This is a genomic window from Pseudorhizobium marinum, assembly GCF_000705355.1.
Taxonomy (GTDB): domain Bacteria; phylum Pseudomonadota; class Alphaproteobacteria; order Rhizobiales; family Rhizobiaceae; genus Neorhizobium; species Neorhizobium pelagicum.
Window position 1 is genome coordinate 41,999 of record NZ_JMQK01000002.1, and the last position, 17,669, is coordinate 59,667.

Genomic DNA, 17,669 nt, shown 5'->3' on the forward strand with positions numbered 1-17,669 from the left:
CCGCCCCGCGCTGAACGAAACGCCGGAGATCGAAATGCCCAACTACGATTACAAATGCGCTGATTGCGGACCCTTCACCCACAGGCGGTCGATGACCATGTCCGGCGAGCCCTGCGAATGCCCGGAGTGCGGCCAGTCATCGCCCCGCGCCTTCCTGTCGATGCCCTTCGTCGCATCGATGGAGGCGTCGACGCGGATTGCCCGCGCCACCAACGAGAAGTCGGCACACGAGCCGGTGACCTCGAAGTCGCTCGGCCATGGCGCCGGCTGCTCCTGCTGCAACGGCAAACCGACCAAGGCGATCTACCGTGCCGACGGCGCCAAGACCTTTCCGTCCTCGCGCCCCTGGATGATCAGTCACTAGAGCTTTTCCCAGGCGGTCGCTGCGATCCGGGACCGGCAGCGACCGCCTGAGGTCGTCTTCGGATCGCTATTCTGCCGCGACGGCCGTGCGGTGGCTGTTCAGCGCAATCAGCTTGCGGGCCCGCTCCAGGCTTTCCGGCTGCTCGTTGCGGTAGCGCGCGCCCACTTCCATCATCAGCACGGTTTCCGGCAGGAACTCCAGCTCGGCGAAGATGTCTTCCCAGTCGATGTCGCCCCAGCCGAGCGGCATGTGCAGGTCGCCGATGCCCATCGCCGTGTTTTCCTGCGGGTGGAAGCCCTTGTAGAAGCCCTGCGGCCGGCCGAAGGAATCATGGGCGTGCAGATGGCCGGTGACCGGTGCCATGGCCCGCAGCTGGTCGCGGAAATCGAGGCCGCGATAGGTGGATTCGATATAGGCGTGGCTGAAGTCGATCAGCGCCACGACGTTCGGGTGGTTCAGAGCCTTGACCGTTGCGGCAACCTCGGCCGGCGTCTGGCGGTACTGGCCGGGCTCGGTGGTGAAGATGTTCTCCAGCGCGATCCGCACGCCGTAGGGCCGGGCGAATTCGGCGAGTTCCAGCAGGGCTTCCCGCTCGCGGGTGTCTGCGGCAGCGCGGTCGAAGATCTGGTCGGCGCGCAGGCAGCCGCCGTGCTGGACGAGGATGCGGGACCCGATCCGGTCGCAGAGTTCGACGAGCGCCTTGGCCGCGTCGATGTGGTAGCGGCAGGTGGCCGGGTCCATGAAGTTGGACGAGACCAGGCCGTGTACCGTATAGCGCAGTTCGAACTGCGAGGTCAGGGCCACCAGCCGCTCGGCGCGCTCCTTGATGATGCGGCCGCCGGCGATCAGGTCGACGCTGGTCAGGCCGAGCTCCACCGTGTCGAGGCCGAGATCGGCGAGGCGGCGAAGGTCGGTTCCGAGGCTTTCCAGCTCTCCGTCGACGGAATTGCAGTTGAAACCTGTTCCGATGATGTTGCTCATTGTGCGTCTCCAAGGTGTTGGGAATGAAGGTCGTGCGTGGATCGTTGCGCCCGCAGTCTGAGCGCAATATCCGGGCTGTCGGTGGTCAGGTGTCCGATGCCCCGATCCAGCCATGTTGCGATCAGTGTCTCGTCGTTGAGGGTCCAGACACAGAGGCGGTCCAGAGGCAGCATGTCGGTGATCAGCTCCCATTCCGCATCCATCAGCTCGTGATGGACGGCGACGGTTTCCACGAGACTGTCGACCTGCGTGAGGAAGGTCCTCAGCCCACCCTGCTTCTCAGCCCAGGCGGCGTTGACGGACACGAGCCTGGCGATCTGCGGCGCATGCCGGCGGCAGTCTTCCAGCACCGATACGTCGAAGGACGTCAGAGTGCTGCGATCCTCGAGGCCGACGCGGGCCACTTCGGCCGCCACCTTTTCCACGATGCCGGGATAGGGATTGCCGTCCGGCCCGGACTTGATCTCGACATGCAGCGCCTTGGTCTTCGCGGGAGCCAGGATCGCCAGCACCTCGCCGAGGGTCGGGATGATGTCCTCGCTGTCCTTCAGACGGTGCGATGCGCGGGCTTCCGGCGTCAGCGCCCGCACCGGGCCACTGGCCTCAACGGTCCTGTCGAGGGTGGCGTCGTGGATGACCACCAGTTCGCCCGCATCCGTGAGATGGACGTCGAATTCGACGGCGTCGACATCGAGCGCCAGGACGTTACGGAACCCGGTGGGTGAATTTTCGGGCCAGAGGTTGCGGGCGCCGCGGTGCCCGGTGATCAAAGTCATGTCTCAAATCCTGATTACAGAGGTTCAGCGGACGGTCGGATCGAGCTTGTCGCGGAGCCAGTCCCCGGCAAGCGAGATGGACAGGGTGGTGACCATGATGACGAAGGCGGGGGCGAGCATGATCCAGGGCGCCGTGGTCAGATACTCGCGCCCGAAGCCGACCATGTTGCCAAGGCTCGATTCCGGCGGCTGAACGCCAAGGCCGAGGAAGGACAGGCCGCTTTCCATCAGGATGATTTCCGGGAAGGTGAGCGTCATGGAAACGATCAGCGTCGAGGCGACATTCGGCAGGATGTGCCGGACGTAGACGCGCATCGGTGTCGCTCCGAGCTGGACGACCGCCGCCGCATACCCCTGCGAGCTTGCCGAGATGGCAAGTCCCCGGGCGATGCGGGCATAGCGCTCCCAGCCGTAGAAACCCATGAGGCAGACGAGCAGCAGCATGGAGGAGCCGAAGAAGGCGAGCACCGCGAGCGACATGATGAGAAAGGGAAGTGCCGCCTGGAAATCGGCGAGCACCAGCACCAGATGCTCGACGGCACCGCGAAATTTTGCAGCCGCAAAGCCGAGCGTCGTGCCGAAGACCGCCGAGATGATGGTCGCACCGAAGGCAATCACCAGCGACACCCGGATCGACTGGAGCAGTCGCGACAGGACATCGCGGCCGAGTTCATCCGTGCCCAGCCAATGGGACGGATGTCCCGGAGCCGCCAGCCGGCTGCTGAGGTCCATGGCGGTGATGTTGTAGGGCATGATCAGCGGCGCAAAGATCGCGATCAGCACCATCAGCAGCAGCCAGAGGAGACCAAGCCCGACCGACAGCGGTACATGCCGGCGAAGCGTGGCGATGGCTGCGAAGTAACCGCGGCGCGGCGGCAGCGTTGAAACACTCGGTGTCGAGCTCATGTTGCTCTCCTCAATGCGCGGTTTGCGCGCGAAGGCGCGGGTCGAGCCAGCCGTAGAGCAGGTCGACGATCAGGTTGGAGACCACCATGGTCACGGCGATCACCAGCAGGATGCACTGCACCACCGCCAGATCGCGGTTGCCCACGGAGACCACCAGCAGGCGGCCGATCCCCGGCCAGGAGAAGATGGATTCCACGACGACGGCACCGGCGATCAGCGAGCCGACCATGAAGCCGACGATGGTGACGATCGGCACGGAGGCATTGGGAAGCGCATGCCGCCAGACGACGTCCGGCCACGTCACTCCCTTGGCGGAGGCGGTGCGGACATAGGGCTGGCCCAGCACCTCGATCATGGCGCTGCGCGAGAAGCGCGCCAGGATGCCGATCCCGCCGATGCTCATCGTGATCGTCGGCAGGATGCCATGCATCCAGGTGTCCTGCCCGCCGGACGGCAGGAGGCCGAACGTTACGGAGAAGATCAGCACCAGCAGCAGCCCCATCACGAAGGAGGGAATGGTGAAGCCGAGGATGGCAAGCAGGATCACGCCACGGTCGGCGAAGCTGTGCCGGTGCAGCGCGGCATAGACGCCGGCCGGTATGCCGATAACGAGCTTCAGGATAAGGGCCGGAATGGTAAGCTGCAGGGTGGCCGGCACGCGTTGCATCACCAGTTCGATGGCTGGCGACCTGTCACGCATCGAGACCCCGAAATCACCAGAGAGCATCGACTGGATATAGGCGAAATACTGGATCCAGAGCGGCTGATCGAGACCCCAGCGCTTGCGGAAGGCGTCGACCGCCTCCTGCGGCACATCGGGCCCGAGGAGGACCTGTGCCGGATCGCCCGACATTCGCAGGACGACGAAGGCGAAGGTCACGACGGCGAGAATGGTCACCGCGGCACGCAACAATCGGGTGAGGAAAAACACGAACATGACGGTCTCGCTCAGGCTGCGACAGGTTCTGCATCGCCCGGCACCAGGTGGCAGGCAGCAGTTCTGTCAGGTCCGGTGTGACGAAGCGTCGGCACCGCGGTTCGGCAGAGATCGAACGCAAACGGGCAGCGCGGATGAAAGACGCAGCCGGAGGGCGGATTTGCCGGGTTCGGCGGTTCGCCCTGCAGGATCATCCGCCCCTCGAGCGTCTTGCCCGGAACCGGGACGCTGGAGACGAGCGCCTTGGTGTAGGGGTGCTGCGGGGCCTTGAAGACGACGTCGGACGACGCCTCCTCGACGATGCGCCCGAGGTACATCACCGCCACCCGGTCGGCGATGTTGCGCACCACCTTCAGGTCATGGCTGATGAACACCATGGCGATCCTGTTGCGCTCCTGAAGGTCGCGCAGCATGTTGACCACCTGCGCCTGGATCGACACGTCGAGCGCCGATACCGGCTCGTCGCAGACGAGGAGCTTCGGCCGGGAGGCCAGAGCCCGGGCGATCACCACCCGCTGGCGCTGCCCGCCGGACAGCTCGTGCGGATAGCGATCCCCCTGGTCCTTGCGCAGACCGACGGCATCCATGAGTTCATCGATCCGTGCCTGCTGGTGTTCGCGGGGGACGATCTGATGGATGTCGAGCGGTTCGCCGATCTGGCGGGCGATCGTCAGGCGACGGTCGAGGGCCGCCAGCGGATCCTGATAGACGAGCTGCATCTTCGCCCGCAGCGCCCGCCATTCGGCGGTGCCGAACCTTGGCATCGGGTTTCCGTCGAAACGCACCTCACCGCCATCGGCCGGATCGATGCCCAGCAGCATGCGGCCGAGCGTCGATTTTCCCGAACCGGATTCACCGACGATGCCCAGCACCTCGCCCGGCATCACCCGCAGCGTCACGCCGGCCACGGCGCGGACCGGTGCCGCCTTGCCGATCAGGCGGCGCCTGCCCGGATAGACACGGACGAGATTGGTTGCTTCAAGAATGGGAGCAGTCACTGTATCGATTCCAGAATTCGGGTCTGAGACAGGCGGCCGGGAGCCGTGCCGACGGGCCGGTGACAGGCCAGGCCGCGGTCGGCGCCGTCATGGTGAAGCGCCGGCATGTCATGCCGGCAGAGTTCCACGGCATTCGCGCACCGGGGAGAAAAGGAACAGCCGGCCGGAAGGTGGCGTGGATTGGGAACCGTCCCCGGAATGGGGACCATGCGGCTGCGTGGCCCGTCCAGCATCGGGATGGCGTCAAAGAGGCCACGCGTATAGGGATGCCGCGGCTCGGAGAAGAGCTCCGAGACGGTGCCTTGCTCGACGATGCGTCCCGCGTACATCACGCAGACCCGCTCGCAGACCTGCGATACGGCCCCGAGGTCATGGCTGATGAAGACCAGCGCCAGCCCCGTCTCCGCCCGCAGCCGATTGAGCAGATCGAGGATCTGCGCCTGGATCGTCGCATCGAGCGCCGTCGTCGGCTCATCGGCAATCAGCAGGTCCGGCTCGCCCGCCAGCGCCATGGCGATCATCAGACGCTGGCACTGGCCACCGGAGAATTCATGCGGGAAATGATCGAAGCGGCGGTGGGCATCGGGGATGCCGACCAGGTCCATCAGGCGAAGAGCCTCTGTCCTGGCCGCCGCACCCTTAAGGCCGCGATGGATGAAGAGTGCCTCGGCAATCTGCCGACCGATGCGCAGCACGGGATTGAGGGAGCTGGAGGGATCTTGGAAGATCATGGCGATCTTGCCGCCCCGCACCGCCTCGAGCGCACCGCGACCGGCATTGCAGATCTCCTGCCCAGAGACGCGCACGGATCCCGAGACCTCGGCCTTGCCCGGCAACAGTCCGAGCGCGGCGAGCCAGGTCACGGACTTGCCGCAGCCGGATTCACCGACCAGGCCGACTGCCTCGCCAGGTGCAACATCGAGATGGATGCCGTGCAACACCTGCACTCCGTCAAACGCCACCCTGAGGTCGCGCAGTTCCACGAAATTGGATTTCATTGCTCCAGACGCCTTCGTCATTGCAGCGCCGGATCATCCAGCGCCCAGTTCGAGGAAAGGCGGCACCCGTGAAGGGTGCCGCCCCATCCGAGCTATGGTCAGCTCGACCAGTTGGTGGCGCGGAAGTCCATGGCGAAGGCCGGAGCAGCCTTCCACTTGAGGGAGGACTTCATGCCAGTGAAGACGGCGTTCTGGTGCAGGACCTGGTAGACGGGGTCTTCGCGCTCGCAAATTTCCAGCATGCGGGCGATCGCCTTCTTGCGCAGCGCACGGTCGGTCGAGGTCTCCATGACCACGGAGAGCTCGTTGACCTCGGCATTGGTCCAGTCCTTCTTCTGCTGGACTTCACCGTTCGGACCGAACTGCACGACGAGCGGCGTGATCGGGTCGTTGATGGTGTTGGATGCAGACCAGTCGCGCACGCCCTTGACGCCCGCCGGCTCGTGGATCTGACCCCAGTTTTCCTTCATTTCGATCTCGACGTTGAGACCGACCTGCTTCCACATCTCGACCATGATCTGCGCGTTCGGCGTCTGGTTCGTATAGTAGTTGTTGAGCAGGCGGTAAGGGATGGCGTCGCCCTTGTAGTTTGCCTGCTTCAGCAGGTCGCGAGCGAGTTCGGGGTTGAATTCCGGCGGCGCCCAGCCCTCGATGAACATGTCCGATTCCTTGAAGGATTCGAACTGCAGGCCGGCCGGGATCACGGTCTGACCGGCCCAGAGCGCGTCGACGATCGCCTTGCGGTCGATCGAATGGGTCATGGCGCGGCGGACCAGCGGATTGGCGAGGATCTCGTTCTGCGTGTTGAAGACCGAGACGCGATGGTTCCAGATCGTCGAGCTCTGGACTTCGAAGCCCTGCGTCGACTGAATGGCGGCAATCTGGTCCGGCGGCAGGTCGCAGGCGAAGTCGTATTCGCCGGAGAGGAGGCCGTTGACGCGCGAAGCCACTTCGGGAACTTCCACGAAGCGGATCTCCTCGAGCGGCGGGCGGCCGCCCCAATACTCGTCGAAGGCAACCAGCGTCAGCGAGACATCCGGCTTGTAGTCGCCGACCATGTAGGGGCCGGTGGTGATCGGCTTGCGCGCCCAGTCATTGTAGGTGGCGGCTTCGTCCCAAGCCCTGCGGTTGGCAATCTGGCTGCCGCCGGAATAGAGGCGACCTTCCAGCGTCACATCAGGCGTCGCGTTGTGCAGGCGCACGGTATATTTGTCGACGACTTCGATACCGGCCAGCGCAGGCCACAGGCGGCGGCCGATGCCGGGCACGGCGGCCGGCAGTTCCTTGGCAGTCGTCGGCTTGTGATCGTCTTCAAAAATGGTCTTGCCGCCGGATGGCTCCGTGTTTCCAAAGACGCGTTCCTTGGAGAAGCTGAATGCGACATCTTCGGCGGTCAGCTCGTCGCCATTGTGGAACTTGACGCCCTGGCGCAGCTTCAGCTCCAGCGTCTTGTCATCGATGCGCTTCCATTCGGTCGCAAGACCCGGAACCGGACCCTGATTGCCCATCCAGTCGCGCTGGATCAGGCCTTCCCAGAAGTTCGGGAAGAAGATGCGCTCACCGACGTTCGACTGCTCGTTCCAGATGTCGAGCGTGTTGTTGTTGGTGATCTTCTGCACGGCGATGGTGACGGAGGGGCGCTTGCTCTGGCTGAACGCCATGCGCGGCAGGATAAGACTGCCGGCGCTTGCTCCGAGCAAGCCGAGAGCGCTACGTCGTGTAATGGACAACATGGTGATCCTCTCTTTTCAGATAGACGGCCAGAAGCTGGGCGCGAGTACCCTGATCTTCCGAAACGTCGGTTTCGTAATGACTGCGTGAATTTTGGGTGACACCCGTCGCGAAGACCGCGAGGGGTGAGTTCAAGTCGCGACCTGCGGTGCCCCCTGCACGATGCTCTCAGCCAGAGGTGGACTGGCTGTCAGCGCGCCTTTGCCTTCGGGGATCGTCGGTCCTGTAATCATGGACGTACCTGCACTTCCATCTACCTGCACTGCCGCCTTGGGTCGGCTCGCCGCCGGGCGAAGGTCATTGCTGTCGGCTCTTTCTTGTGAGAAGGAGCGTTGACAAACGGATAGGTTACAAGTGTAACGTCAGTGTGACATCTGGGAGGGTGCGAAGATGGCTGCGACGGATCTGATGGTGAAGGCTGCCTGGCTCTACCATGTGGAAGGGCTCACACAGGCCCAGATTGCCGTGCGGATGAACCTGACGCGACGCAGGATCAACGAGCTCCTGGCGGAGGCTCTGGCCTGCGGCCATGTCCGGGTGACATTCACGTCGCCCCTGACGGAGAACGTGCAGCTGGAAAGCGATCTCTGCGAGGCCTTCGACCTCGAAGAGGCCGTGGTGGTCTCCACCCCGGTCGACCAGGAACTGCTGCACGCCGTTCTGGGGCGGGCAGCAGCGGCCTTCCTGGATCGTTTCCTGGAGGTCCAGCGACCGAAATCGATCGGCGTCGGCTGGGGCACCACCCTGCGCGAGACGGTTCATCAGATGACCCGCAAGCACATGCCCGATCTGGAGGTCTACTCGATGATGGGAGGCCTGACCCGGGGCGTGGAGATCAACACGTTCGATATCGTGCGCAGTTTTGCCGAAGTGCTGAACGCCCGCTGCCACTATTTTGCGGCCCCCGTCTATGCCGACAGCGCCGCCTCCCGAGACCAGATCGCCGCACAGTCCGTTTTCGACGAACTGCTGCAGGCGGCAGCGTCCGTCGACCTTTCCTACCTGAGCGTCGGCGACCTGACGGGAAAATCCCTGCAGATCCGCTACGGTCTTCCGGCGACGGTGAATATCGACGATCTGGCCCGTTCCGGCGCCGTCGGCGACCTGCTCGGCTACTATCTGGATGACAACGGGAGCCCCACCGAGCACCCCCTCAACAGGCAGGTCATATCGCCTGATCTGGAGAGCTATCGCCGGATCAAGACCCGCATCATCGCCTCGGGCGGAATCCACAAACGCCGCGTCGTGGGGGCAGCGCTGCGGGGCAAGCTGGCCACCACGCTGATCACCGATTCCGACACGGCCCGCTGGCTTCTGAACGCACCGAAATCCTGACCCTGTCGCGCAGGGTCAGCGCAGGATCCGCGCCTGTCTCTCGAACGTCTTGCGGCCGTTCTTGAAGCCCATCTGGGCGGGCGCGATGCTGCCGAAGGCCTCGTCTTCGTCGGTCGCATCGAGAACGATGAGATCGGCGGCATGGCCAGGCGCGATGCCATAGTCTTCGATCCGCATCAGCCGGGCCGCGTCCTGCGTGATCAGGCGAAGGCACTGGGAAAAACCGTCCGGGCCCAGGTGCATGAGGTTTGCGTAGAGATTGGCCATGCGCAGCAGGGAGCAATCGCCGTAGGGCGTGAACGGGTTCAGCACGTTGTTCGTTGCGATGGAGGCCGTGACGCCCCGCTCCGCCAGGAGGTGGACGGGCGCTACACCGCGCACGGCACGGAACCCCTTGTCGCGCCCGTTGAGATAGAGATCGGTCGATGGCAGGGCCGTGACCGCGACCCCGGCAGCGGCGAGCCGCGTCACATGCCGCTCGAAGGCATCCTCGTCCATGGCGGCGAGCTTGGTGACATGTCCGATCGCCACGCGCCCCTGCCAGCCCTGCGCCTCCGCCAGGCGGCAGATCTCGTCCATATGGGTCCAGCTGGGATCGAGATCGAAATCCAGGTGGAAGTCGAGATCGACGTCGTGGCTTTGCGCCATCGCGAAGATCCGCTCCATGTGGGCCGACGGGTCGCTGTCGGTATAGGGGCAGCCGCCGAGAAGATCGGCGCCACCGTCCAGCGCCTGCTCCAGCAGCGCCTCGGTGCCGGGATCGTTGAGGAGGCCCTCCTGCGGAAAGACGCAGATCGAAAGGTCGATGGCGAAGGCATAATCGCGCTTCAGCCGCTGGATGGCCGCAAAGCTGCGCAGGCCGACGCGGGGATCGACCTCGACATGCGTGCGCATGTGCATCGTGCCCTGCAGGATGGCCATTTCGATGGTCCGCGCCCCGCGGCGGTAGACGTCTTCTTCGGTAAAATCCTGTTTCAGACGCGAGACCGCCGAAACGGCGCCCTTCAGCCCTCCCCCGCCGCCCCGGCAGCAGGCGAGAAGGCAGGATTTGTCGAGGTGGACATGGGTATCCACGAAGCCCGGCAGCACCAGGCGGCCGCCGGCATCCTCTTCAACACGGGCCTTCGTTTCCTGCCGCTGCGCGACCGGAAGGATCTCGGCGACGCGTCCGTCGCGGATGCCGATGTCCACCAGGGACGGATCACCCTGCAGGGTGGCGTTCCGGATGAGGATGTCAAAGAGAGGAACTGAACTCATGCTTGAAGCCGGACTGGAAATTGAATAGAGTAACTGTATGCAATTAATTGCCGATCCTGGCAACAGACGGGGATATGAAATGAACGACCGTGCCCAGCGAGACCTTCAGGCCGTCAAGGATTACCTGGACGCCTCCATGGCTCCCGACCCCGTGCGGGCAGCGCAATATGTGGATGCGGCCTTTGTCTGCAGGTTCACCGGCAACCGGGTGTTCGATACGCCGAGCGGCCCCACGGGCTTCAACGCCGCCCGCTACAAATGGGTGAAGAAGCGCATCGTGCATTACGATGTGATGCCGGGCGAGAACGAGACGATCGTCTACAGCCTCGGATACCTCTACGGCGAATGGCCGGATGGCCGGGCCTTCGACAACAATCGCTATGTGGACCGCTTCGTCGTGCGCGACGGCCTCATCGTCGAGACGGACGTCTGGAACGATAGCGCCGAGTGGATCCTCGACCCCTCCTGCGCCCGGCAGTAACGCCGGCGCCTGAGCGAGCTCAATCGGCGTAAGGGGCCAGGATATTCATCAGATCCCGGCTTCTTGCGCCCGCACTCTGCAGCAGCGCGCGCGACGCAACGGCCTCGAGATGCTGGTCCATCAGAGCACAGGCCCGCTCCGCAGGACCCTGTTGGATGGCCTCGATCAGTTCCAGATGCTCGCTGACCGCACAATCGGAAGAATGCGGACGCGCAAAGGCCGACAGCGATAGTCCGGCGCGGTAGCAGATCTCCGTGACATAGCGGACGAGAATGGGCTTGCCGGTCATTTCCGCCAGCCGGACATGGAATTCCGTGGCCAACCGAATGGACGTGCCTTCCGCGCCGTGGCGCGCTTCATGCTCCGCCTCGACGATCGCCTTCAACTGCTTGACCTGCGCGTCCGTGAGTTTCCCCGCCAGATGGCGCACCACCTGCCGCTCCAGGTCGACGCGGATGTCGAAGATGTCTCTCGCATCCTCGAAAGACGGCGTCACCACGACGGCAATACGGTTGCGCCTCAGATCCACCAGACCTTCCGCCGCCAGCTGGCCCAGCGCATGCCTGGCGATCGTCCGGCTGACGCCGAAGCGCTCACCCAGCGCATCCTCGGGCAGTCGGTCCCCCGGCAGCAAAGCGCGCTCGATGATGGCCTTGCGAAGGGCGTGGCAGATGCCCTGGACGCGATCGATCTCGCTCCGCGGCTGACGCTTCTCAGATGCCATGGCTGGTTCCCTTCATGCCGCTCTGGATAATCCACCCCTGCGGCTTTTTCAACTCGCCTCGCTGCTCCATCCGAATGCAGAGTGCCCATAAAAATTGCATGCACTTTATGCATGGACATTCCACGGCGACGAAAGTGCTGTTGTTGCGGGAGTCCAGCAGCAACTTGAACTTGGCATGCCTGTTGCATGCAGTTCTAACGAAAGCTCAAGGTGAGGTGCATGATCGATTTTTCAGAAACGGGAGACAGGCATCCCGTGGCAGTGGAACTGTCCCAGGCGGCCGTATCCTTCGGTCGCGGGGAAAAGGCGGTCGCCGCGCTGCAGGAAACAAGTCTCAAGATTGCCGAGGGCGAGTTCCTCGCGCTGGTCGGCCCGTCCGGCTGCGGCAAGTCGACGATCCTGAAGCTGGCCAGCGGCCTGCTGCAGCCGAGCCGCGGGGCGGTGATCGTCGGCGGCAAGGAGGTCGGTGCCAAGGCCCTGCGCATCGGCATGGCCTTCCAGAACCCGACCCTTCTGCCGTGGCTGACCATCGAACGCAATGTCATGCTGCCGCTGAAGATCGTCCGCCCGTTCCGCTCGCAGTACCGTTCCAAGAAGAATACCGAGTATCGGGATCGGGTGCACGCCCTTCTGGCCGACGTCGGGCTGGAGCGCTTCGCCAACCATTACCCCTGGCAGCTCTCCGGCGGCATGCTGCAGCGCGCCAACCTCTGCCGTGCGCTCGTGCATGACCCGAGCCTTCTCCTGCTCGACGAACCCTTCGGCGCGCTCGACCAGTTCACCCGCGAAGAACTCTGGGCGACGATGCAGTCGCTCTGGATGAAGCGCAAGCCGACCGTCCTGCTGGTGACGCATGACCTCAAGGAAGCCGGCTTCCTGGCATCGCGCATCTGCGTGATGAGTGCCCGCCCCGGCAGGATCATCGACGACAGCACGGTCGATTTTGCCCGTCCCCGTACGGTTCCGATGACCTTCGAGCCGGACTTCACGGCGCTGAACCAGCGCCTGCGGGAGCTGATCATCGATGCCCGCACCGACGTCGCCACCGAGGAGGCCTGAGATGTCCTACGCCATTCGCCGCCGCTTCTGGGCGGCCTTCCTGATCCTCGCCTTCTTCGGCCTCTGGGAAATTCTCTGCATCGCGCTACAGGTCTCCGATCTCGTCCTGCCCCGCCCCTCGCAGATCCTGGCGACGCTGGTGGGCCGCTTCGACGTCCTGTGGCCGCATATCCTGCAGACACTGTGGACGACGATGGTGGGCTTCCTGCTCGGCGTCACGGTCGGCCTGCTGATCGGCGCCTGCATCGGCACCTCGCGGATTGCCTATGACACCGCCTATCCCCTGCTGATCGGCTTTTCCTCGATCCCCAAGGTCGCCGTCGTGCCGATCTTCGTCCTCTGGTTCGGATCCGGTTCCGTGCCTGCAATCCTGACGGCGCTGGCGATGTGCTTCTTCCCGATCGTCGTCAACATCGCGACGGGCCTTGCCACCACCGAACCGGAACTCGAGGACGTCCTGAAGTCGATGGGCGCCAGCAAGCTGGACATCCTGTGGAATGTCGGTCTGCCGCGCACCATGCCCTTCTTCTTCGCCTCGCTGAAAATTGCCGCGACCTTTGCCTTCGTCGGCTCCGTCCTGTCGGAGACCGTCGCCTCCAACCGCGGCATCGGCAACGTGATGATGACGGCCTCCTCCAATTTCGACGTGCCGCTGGTCTTTGCGGGGTTGTTCATCCTCGCGGTGCTCGGCGTCCTTCTCTACGCCGCCTTCTCTCTCGTCGAAATGCGTGTCGCCGGCTGGGCGAACCGCCGCAACGATATCACCACCACTGCCTGACCCTCGAACAATCGGAGCTCAACATGCTGAAGACATTTCTCTCCACCGTCGCTCTAGGCCTTTGCCTGAACAGCGCGGCGCTTGCAGACACCGCCATCAAGTTCACGCTGGGCTGGAAGACGCAAGGATCGGACGCCGCCTTCCTGCTAGCCAAGGAGGCCGGCTACTTCGAGGCTGAAGGTCTCGACGTGACCATCGACCAGGGCGAAGGTTCGGCGGCAACCGTGACCCGCATCATGTCGGGCACCTATGATGCGGGCTTCGGCGACATCAACGCCATCATCCAGAATGCCGCGACCCGCCCGGATGAAGCCCCGGTCATGGTCTACCAGCTCTGGAACAAGCCACCCTTCGCGATCGTGAGCAAGAAGGAGACCAACATCACGACGCCGGCCGACCTCGTCGGCAAGACGCTCGGTGGCGCACAGGGCACCCCCACGACCCGGCTGGTGACCGTTCTCGCCACCCTCAACGACGTCGACATGACCCAGGTCCAGATCGACAACATGGGTCCCAACCTGCAGGAACCGATGCTGATCAAGGGCGACATCGACGGCGCCCTGGTGTTCAACATCACCAGCTGGTTCAACCTGATCAACAACCGCCAGGATCCGGCAAACGACTACAACTGGCTGCTGTTTGGGGATCACGGCCTTGATCTCTACTCGAACGGCCTGATGGTCTCGCAGAAGCTGATCGCCGAGAACCCCGAGGCCGTCGCCGGCCTGGTGCGCGCCGTCAACAAGGCGGCGATCGAAATCGGTCTCGACACCGAAAAGGGAATGGATTCCGTCGTCGCCTTCGACAACCTCGTGAAGCGGGACCTCGAGCACGATCGCCTGAAATTCTCCTACGAGAACCTGATCGTCTCCCCGGAAGTCGAAAAGCTCGGCCTCGGCGATCTCGATGACAGCCGCCTTGCCCGCTCGATCGACATCGTGGCGGAAGGCTATCAGCTGCCCTCCAAGCCGACGGCGGAGCAGATCTTCGACCGCCAGTTCCTGCCGCCGATCGAAGAGCGCAAGCTCACCTACACGGCGAACTGATCTCCTGACCTCGCCGGCGGCATCCTGCCGCCGGCCCCAACTCGAACGAGCACGCCACATGCAGTCAGTCGGCCCTCACCCATCGGGATCAGGCATGGTCGTCAGCCCCCACCCGCTGGCGACCGAAGCTGGCAGAGCCGTGCTGGCGCGCGGCGGCAATGCCATCGAAGCGGCTGTCGCCGTCGCCGCGACACTGGCGGTGGTCATGCCCCATTTCTGCGGCCTGGGCGGCGATGTCGTCTGGCTTGTCTGCGACCGGGAGGGACGGCAGCGCTGCTTTCTGGGCATCGGCCAGGCTGCCGCCGGGGTCACTGCCACGAGCGGAGCCATCCCCACCCGCGGCCCGTCCTCCATGCTGACCTCCGCCTGCGCCGTCGACAGCTGGGGTCATGCACTCGCCTTCAGCGAAGCGAACTGGGATGGCCGCGAACGCTTTGCGGACCTCCTGTCGCCTGCCATCGAACTGGCGGATGCCGGCTATGTCCCAAGCGGATCCCAGGATTTCTGGCTGGACTTTCGGGCGCGAGAGCATCCCGCATGGCCAGGATTTGCCGAGATCTTCGACCATCGCAGCGACGCGGGCCTGCTGCGCCAGCCGGAGCTGGCCGCAAGCCTCCGGTGCCTTGCAAACGACGGGTACCGCAGCTTCTACGACGGCCCCCTCTCTGAAGCGATCGCCGACGGTCTCGCGAAAGCAGGCTCGCCGCTCAATGCCGCGGATCTTGCCGCCACCCGCACGCGCGAGGTCGATCCGCTGGCGCTCGACTACCGCGGCACGCTGCTCCTGGCGCCGCCGCCGCCGACGCAGGGCTGCGCGACGCTCGCCATCATGGGCATTCTCTCCCGCTTCAATCTCGCAGAGACCGACCCGGCGAGTTCCGCCCGCATGCATCTGCTGGTGGAGGCGACGAAGCAAGCATTCCTGAACCGGTCATCGATCGGCGATCCGGATTTCGATACCGGAAAAAATGACCCGGCCGCAGACATGCTCGAAGCGGGCACGCTCGACGCCGCCGCGCGCAACATCGATCCCGCATCCGCCATGCCCTGGCCCCATCCGGGCAATACTGCAGACACCGTCTTCTTTGCCGTCGCCGACTCTGCGGGGCGTTGCGTCAGCGTCCTGCAGAGCACCTATTTCGACTGGGGCAGTGGCGTCACCGTTCCCGGAACGGGCATCCTCTGGCAAAACCGCGGCGCGGCTTTTTCGACTGAACCCGGTCACCCCAACTGCCTCGCGCCCGGCAAGCGCCCCTTCTACACCCTCAACCCGGGGATCGCGATCCGCGACGGAGCACCCTGCCTCCTCTACGGCACGCAGGGCGCCGACGGACAGCCGCAGACGCTGTCCGTGCTGCTGACCAGCCTGCTCGACGACGGCATGACGCCCGAGCAGGCGCTAGCCCAGCCGCGCTTCCTCCTGGGACGGACCTTCTCCGACAGCCGTGACAGCCTGAAGATCGAAGGCTCGCTCGGTGCCGAACAGACCGGCGCGCTTTCGGCGCTCGGCCACGAGGTTGCCATGCTTCCCGCCCTCTCCCCGATTTTCGGTCAGGCAGGCGTGATCCGCCTGGCCACCGATGGAACGGTGGAAGGCGCCCATGATCCCCGCGGGGAAGGCGGCGCCGCGATTGTCACCGGAACACCCGGTCGGCATGCATGAGCAGGTCCGGAGAACTCTTAGCCTCCCACACGATCGGCGAGCCTGAGGGCCCGCAGCAGAACCGCCGCATCCGCTGGCAGGACGGCGTCATCACGGCCGTGGAAGATGCCGGTGCGGAGACGGTCGCGACCGGGCGGACCCTGGTGATGCCGGCGCTGGCCAACGCCCATGACCATGTCCGGCCGCTGCCGATGTCATCCTTCGGGACAGCCTTCCTGCCTCTGGAGGCATGGCTGCCGCGCACGATCCTGGCCACGCCGCCGGATGCCTACACGGCTGCCGTGGCACCGCTCGCACGCGCGGCCCTGTCGGGCTGCGGCGCGGTCATGGTCCATTACACACGGCCGAGCGGCAAGCGCGATCCCGTCGACGAGGCCCGCGAGGTGGCACGGGCAGCCCAGGACGTTGGACTGCGGATTGCCTTTGCGCCGGCCATCCGCGACCGCAACCCGCTCGTCTACGGCGACGAAACGGCCTTGCTCGACAAGCTGCCGGCGGATATCGCAGCCCTGCTGCGCGATACCTATTGCCGGCCACCGCTCTCTCCCGCGCGCCTGATCGAGACGACGGAACAGATCGCCGAAGCCATCCAGGGACCGATGGTCGACGTGCAGTTCGGACCGGCCGGGGTGCAATGGTGCTCCGACGAACTGCTGCGGGCCGTTGCCTGGCGTTCTGCCGAAACCGGCCGCAGGGTCCACATGCATCTCCTCGAGACGCCCTACCAGAGGCGATGGGCGGATCTCACGTTCCCGCAAGGGATCGTCACCTACCTGAAGGATATCGGGCTGCTCTCGCCGCGGCTGACGCTCGCGCACTGCGTCCATGCCCGCCCGCACGAACTGGACATGATCGCTGAAGCGGGCTGCCGCATCGTCACGAACTCCGGATCCAATCTGCATCTCCGTTCCGGGCTCGGACCCGTCGCCGACGCCTGGCAGCGCGGCTGCAGCGTTGCCATCGGCGTCGACGGGCAGGCCTTCGACGAGGACGACGACATGATCCGCGAGATCCGCCTCGCCAACGCCCTGCACGGCGATACGGGTTTTGCGCAGACCTGGTCGCGGCCGGACTTTCTCCTGCAGAGCATTGCCCACGGACGGCAGGCGATCGGCATGCCCGGGACCGGCAAGATTGCCGTCGGAGAACCGGCGGACTTTCTCCAGCTCGACTACGACCGCCTCGATCGCGACAGGATCATGGAGGTGGAACCGGTCGACCTCTTCTTTGCGCGTGCAACCGCAAGGCATGTCCTGCAGGTGATCGTCGCGGGGCAAACCATCGTCGCCAACGGCAACCTGCCCAACGTCGACCTCCAGGCCGCAGAAAACCAGCTGCGCAGCAGCTACCGCCAGTCGATGCAGGATCACGCCGCCCTGACCCGGGATTGGCCCCGGATCGAGGCCGCACTCGCCGAATGGAACGGGGCCTTCATCGGCTGCTGCTAGTTCGCGCAGCCGCGTCAGGCGATACGTCGCCTTTGCGATGCCGCAAAGACCTGAAAACCTGACAGTCTGTTGGAAACCCCCAGAATCCACCCGGTCGGGCTTGCCCCTTCGAAGCCATGGGAGAAAGGTATCTGCGGTGACCGCACAGCGACGCGGTCAGCAAGGATGGCATTGTCCTGCGACCCAA

17 protein-coding genes are annotated in these 17,669 nt (G+C 64.6%); 8 read left to right on the forward strand and 9 right to left on the reverse strand.

Annotated features, from left to right (window positions below; all coding sequences use genetic code 11):
- Positions 1-34 precede the first annotated feature (34 nt).
- Complete coding sequence (locus EO99_RS0102335; protein ID WP_029617038.1) at positions 35-364, forward strand: FmdB family zinc ribbon protein; 330 nt, start codon at positions 35-37, stop codon at positions 362-364.
- A 66-nt stretch (positions 365-430) separates the two neighbouring features.
- Here the strand turns inward: EO99_RS0102335 and EO99_RS0102340 are convergent, their stop codons facing one another.
- The 7 genes from EO99_RS0102340 to EO99_RS0102370 form a co-directional block, all read right to left on the reverse strand.
- The gene (locus EO99_RS0102340; RefSeq protein ID WP_029617039.1) at positions 431-1,345 is read right to left on the reverse strand and encodes a TIM barrel protein; all 915 of its coding nucleotides are present in this window, start codon (positions 1,343-1,345) and stop codon (positions 431-433) included.
- Positions 1,342-2,121 carry a glycerophosphodiester phosphodiesterase family protein gene (locus EO99_RS0102345; protein WP_051679671.1) on the reverse strand — a complete coding sequence of 260 codons (780 nt, stop codon included), beginning with the start codon at positions 2,119-2,121 and terminating at the stop codon, positions 1,342-1,344. The genes EO99_RS0102340 and EO99_RS0102345 overlap by 4 nt, the downstream gene beginning before the upstream one ends.
- A gap of 24 nt (positions 2,122-2,145) precedes the next feature.
- Entirely contained in the window at positions 2,146-3,027 is an 882-nt protein-coding gene (locus tag EO99_RS0102350) for an ABC transporter permease (protein ID WP_051679672.1), read from the reverse strand.
- 10 nt (positions 3,028-3,037) lie between these two features.
- Complete coding sequence (locus EO99_RS0102355; protein WP_029617042.1) at positions 3,038-3,964, reverse strand: ABC transporter permease; 927 nt, start codon at positions 3,962-3,964, stop codon at positions 3,038-3,040.
- Between the two features lie 11 nt (positions 3,965-3,975).
- Positions 3,976-4,962 (reverse strand): ABC transporter ATP-binding protein, encoded by a 987-nt coding sequence (locus tag EO99_RS0102360; RefSeq protein ID WP_029617043.1) that lies wholly within the window; start codon positions 4,960-4,962, stop codon positions 3,976-3,978.
- Complete coding sequence (locus EO99_RS0102365; protein ID WP_037110907.1) at positions 4,959-5,960, reverse strand: ABC transporter ATP-binding protein; 1,002 nt, start codon at positions 5,958-5,960, stop codon at positions 4,959-4,961. Before EO99_RS0102365 ends, EO99_RS0102360 begins: the two co-directional genes overlap by 4 nt.
- 98 nt (positions 5,961-6,058) lie before the next feature.
- Positions 6,059-7,693 carry an ABC transporter substrate-binding protein gene (locus EO99_RS0102370; RefSeq protein ID WP_029617045.1) on the reverse strand — a complete coding sequence of 545 codons (1,635 nt, stop codon included), beginning with the start codon at positions 7,691-7,693 and terminating at the stop codon, positions 6,059-6,061.
- 388 nt (positions 7,694-8,081) lie between these two features.
- On the opposite strand from EO99_RS0102370, the gene EO99_RS0102380 reads away from it, so the two are divergent.
- A complete protein-coding gene (locus EO99_RS0102380) occupies positions 8,082-9,026 on the forward strand; it encodes a sugar-binding transcriptional regulator (RefSeq protein WP_029617046.1) in 945 nt (314 codons plus the stop codon).
- A 15-nt stretch (positions 9,027-9,041) separates the two neighbouring features.
- Here EO99_RS0102380 and EO99_RS0102385 read toward each other — a convergent pair whose 3' ends face one another.
- Entirely contained in the window at positions 9,042-10,283 is a 1,242-nt protein-coding gene (locus EO99_RS0102385) for an amidohydrolase family protein (RefSeq protein ID WP_029617047.1), read from the reverse strand.
- A 79-nt stretch (positions 10,284-10,362) separates the two neighbouring features.
- Between EO99_RS0102385 and EO99_RS0102390 the strand changes: the two genes are divergently transcribed.
- Positions 10,363-10,764 (forward strand): nuclear transport factor 2-like protein, encoded by a 402-nt coding sequence (locus tag EO99_RS0102390; protein ID WP_029617048.1) that lies wholly within the window; start codon positions 10,363-10,365, stop codon positions 10,762-10,764.
- A 19-nt stretch (positions 10,765-10,783) separates the two neighbouring features.
- Here EO99_RS0102390 and EO99_RS0102395 read toward each other — a convergent pair whose 3' ends face one another.
- Entirely contained in the window at positions 10,784-11,488 is a 705-nt protein-coding gene (locus EO99_RS0102395) for a GntR family transcriptional regulator (protein ID WP_029617049.1), read from the reverse strand.
- A 219-nt stretch (positions 11,489-11,707) separates the two neighbouring features.
- Here EO99_RS0102395 and EO99_RS0102405 point away from each other — a divergent pair, with 219 nt between their 5' ends.
- From EO99_RS0102405 to EO99_RS0102425, 5 genes are all read left to right on the forward strand, one after another.
- Positions 11,708-12,547, forward strand: a complete 840-nt coding sequence (locus EO99_RS0102405) for an ABC transporter ATP-binding protein (RefSeq protein WP_029617050.1) — start codon at positions 11,708-11,710, stop codon at positions 12,545-12,547.
- Between the two features lies 1 nt (position 12,548).
- Positions 12,549-13,325, forward strand: coding sequence for an ABC transporter permease (locus EO99_RS0102410; RefSeq protein WP_029617051.1), 777 nt, complete (start codon positions 12,549-12,551; stop codon positions 13,323-13,325).
- Between the two features lie 23 nt (positions 13,326-13,348).
- The gene (locus EO99_RS0102415) at positions 13,349-14,371 is read left to right on the forward strand and encodes an ABC transporter substrate-binding protein (protein ID WP_029617052.1); all 1,023 of its coding nucleotides are present in this window, start codon (positions 13,349-13,351) and stop codon (positions 14,369-14,371) included.
- 94 nt (positions 14,372-14,465) lie between these two features.
- Positions 14,466-16,034, forward strand: a complete 1,569-nt coding sequence (locus EO99_RS0102420; protein ID WP_081851964.1) for a gamma-glutamyltransferase family protein — start codon at positions 14,466-14,468, stop codon at positions 16,032-16,034.
- A complete protein-coding gene (locus EO99_RS0102425) occupies positions 16,031-17,482 on the forward strand; it encodes an amidohydrolase family protein (RefSeq protein WP_029617054.1) in 1,452 nt (483 codons plus the stop codon). Before EO99_RS0102420 ends, EO99_RS0102425 begins: the two co-directional genes overlap by 4 nt.
- Positions 17,483-17,669: the final 187 nt, after the last annotated feature.

Bases quoted from the DNA above. Each gene is read 5' to 3' on its own strand.
- EO99_RS0102335 (WP_029617038.1), top strand. From the start codon at position 35: ATGCCCAACTACGATTACAAATGCGCTGATTGCGGACCCTTCACCCAC.
- EO99_RS0102340 (WP_029617039.1), bottom strand. From the start codon at position 1,345: ATGAGCAACATCATCGGAACAGGTTTCAACTGCAATTCCGTCGACGGA.
- EO99_RS0102345 (WP_051679671.1), bottom strand. From the start codon at position 2,121: ATGACTTTGATCACCGGGCACCGCGGCGCCCGCAACCTCTGGCCCGAA.
- EO99_RS0102350 (WP_051679672.1), bottom strand. From the start codon at position 3,027: ATGAGCTCGACACCGAGTGTTTCAACGCTGCCGCCGCGCCGCGGTTAC.
- EO99_RS0102355 (WP_029617042.1), bottom strand. From the start codon at position 3,964: ATGTTCGTGTTTTTCCTCACCCGATTGTTGCGTGCCGCGGTGACCATT.
- EO99_RS0102365 (WP_037110907.1), bottom strand. From the start codon at position 5,960: ATGAAATCCAATTTCGTGGAACTGCGCGACCTCAGGGTGGCGTTTGAC.
- EO99_RS0102370 (WP_029617045.1), bottom strand. From the start codon at position 7,693: ATGTTGTCCATTACACGACGTAGCGCTCTCGGCTTGCTCGGAGCAAGC.
- EO99_RS0102380 (WP_029617046.1), top strand. From the start codon at position 8,082: ATGGCTGCGACGGATCTGATGGTGAAGGCTGCCTGGCTCTACCATGTG.
- EO99_RS0102385 (WP_029617047.1), bottom strand. From the start codon at position 10,283: ATGAGTTCAGTTCCTCTCTTTGACATCCTCATCCGGAACGCCACCCTG.
- EO99_RS0102390 (WP_029617048.1), top strand. From the start codon at position 10,363: ATGAACGACCGTGCCCAGCGAGACCTTCAGGCCGTCAAGGATTACCTG.
- EO99_RS0102395 (WP_029617049.1), bottom strand. From the start codon at position 11,488: ATGGCATCTGAGAAGCGTCAGCCGCGGAGCGAGATCGATCGCGTCCAG.
- EO99_RS0102405 (WP_029617050.1), top strand. From the start codon at position 11,708: ATGATCGATTTTTCAGAAACGGGAGACAGGCATCCCGTGGCAGTGGAA.
- EO99_RS0102410 (WP_029617051.1), top strand. From the start codon at position 12,549: ATGTCCTACGCCATTCGCCGCCGCTTCTGGGCGGCCTTCCTGATCCTC.
- EO99_RS0102415 (WP_029617052.1), top strand. From the start codon at position 13,349: ATGCTGAAGACATTTCTCTCCACCGTCGCTCTAGGCCTTTGCCTGAAC.
- EO99_RS0102420 (WP_081851964.1), top strand. From the start codon at position 14,466: ATGGTCGTCAGCCCCCACCCGCTGGCGACCGAAGCTGGCAGAGCCGTG.
- EO99_RS0102425 (WP_029617054.1), top strand. From the start codon at position 16,031: ATGAGCAGGTCCGGAGAACTCTTAGCCTCCCACACGATCGGCGAGCCT.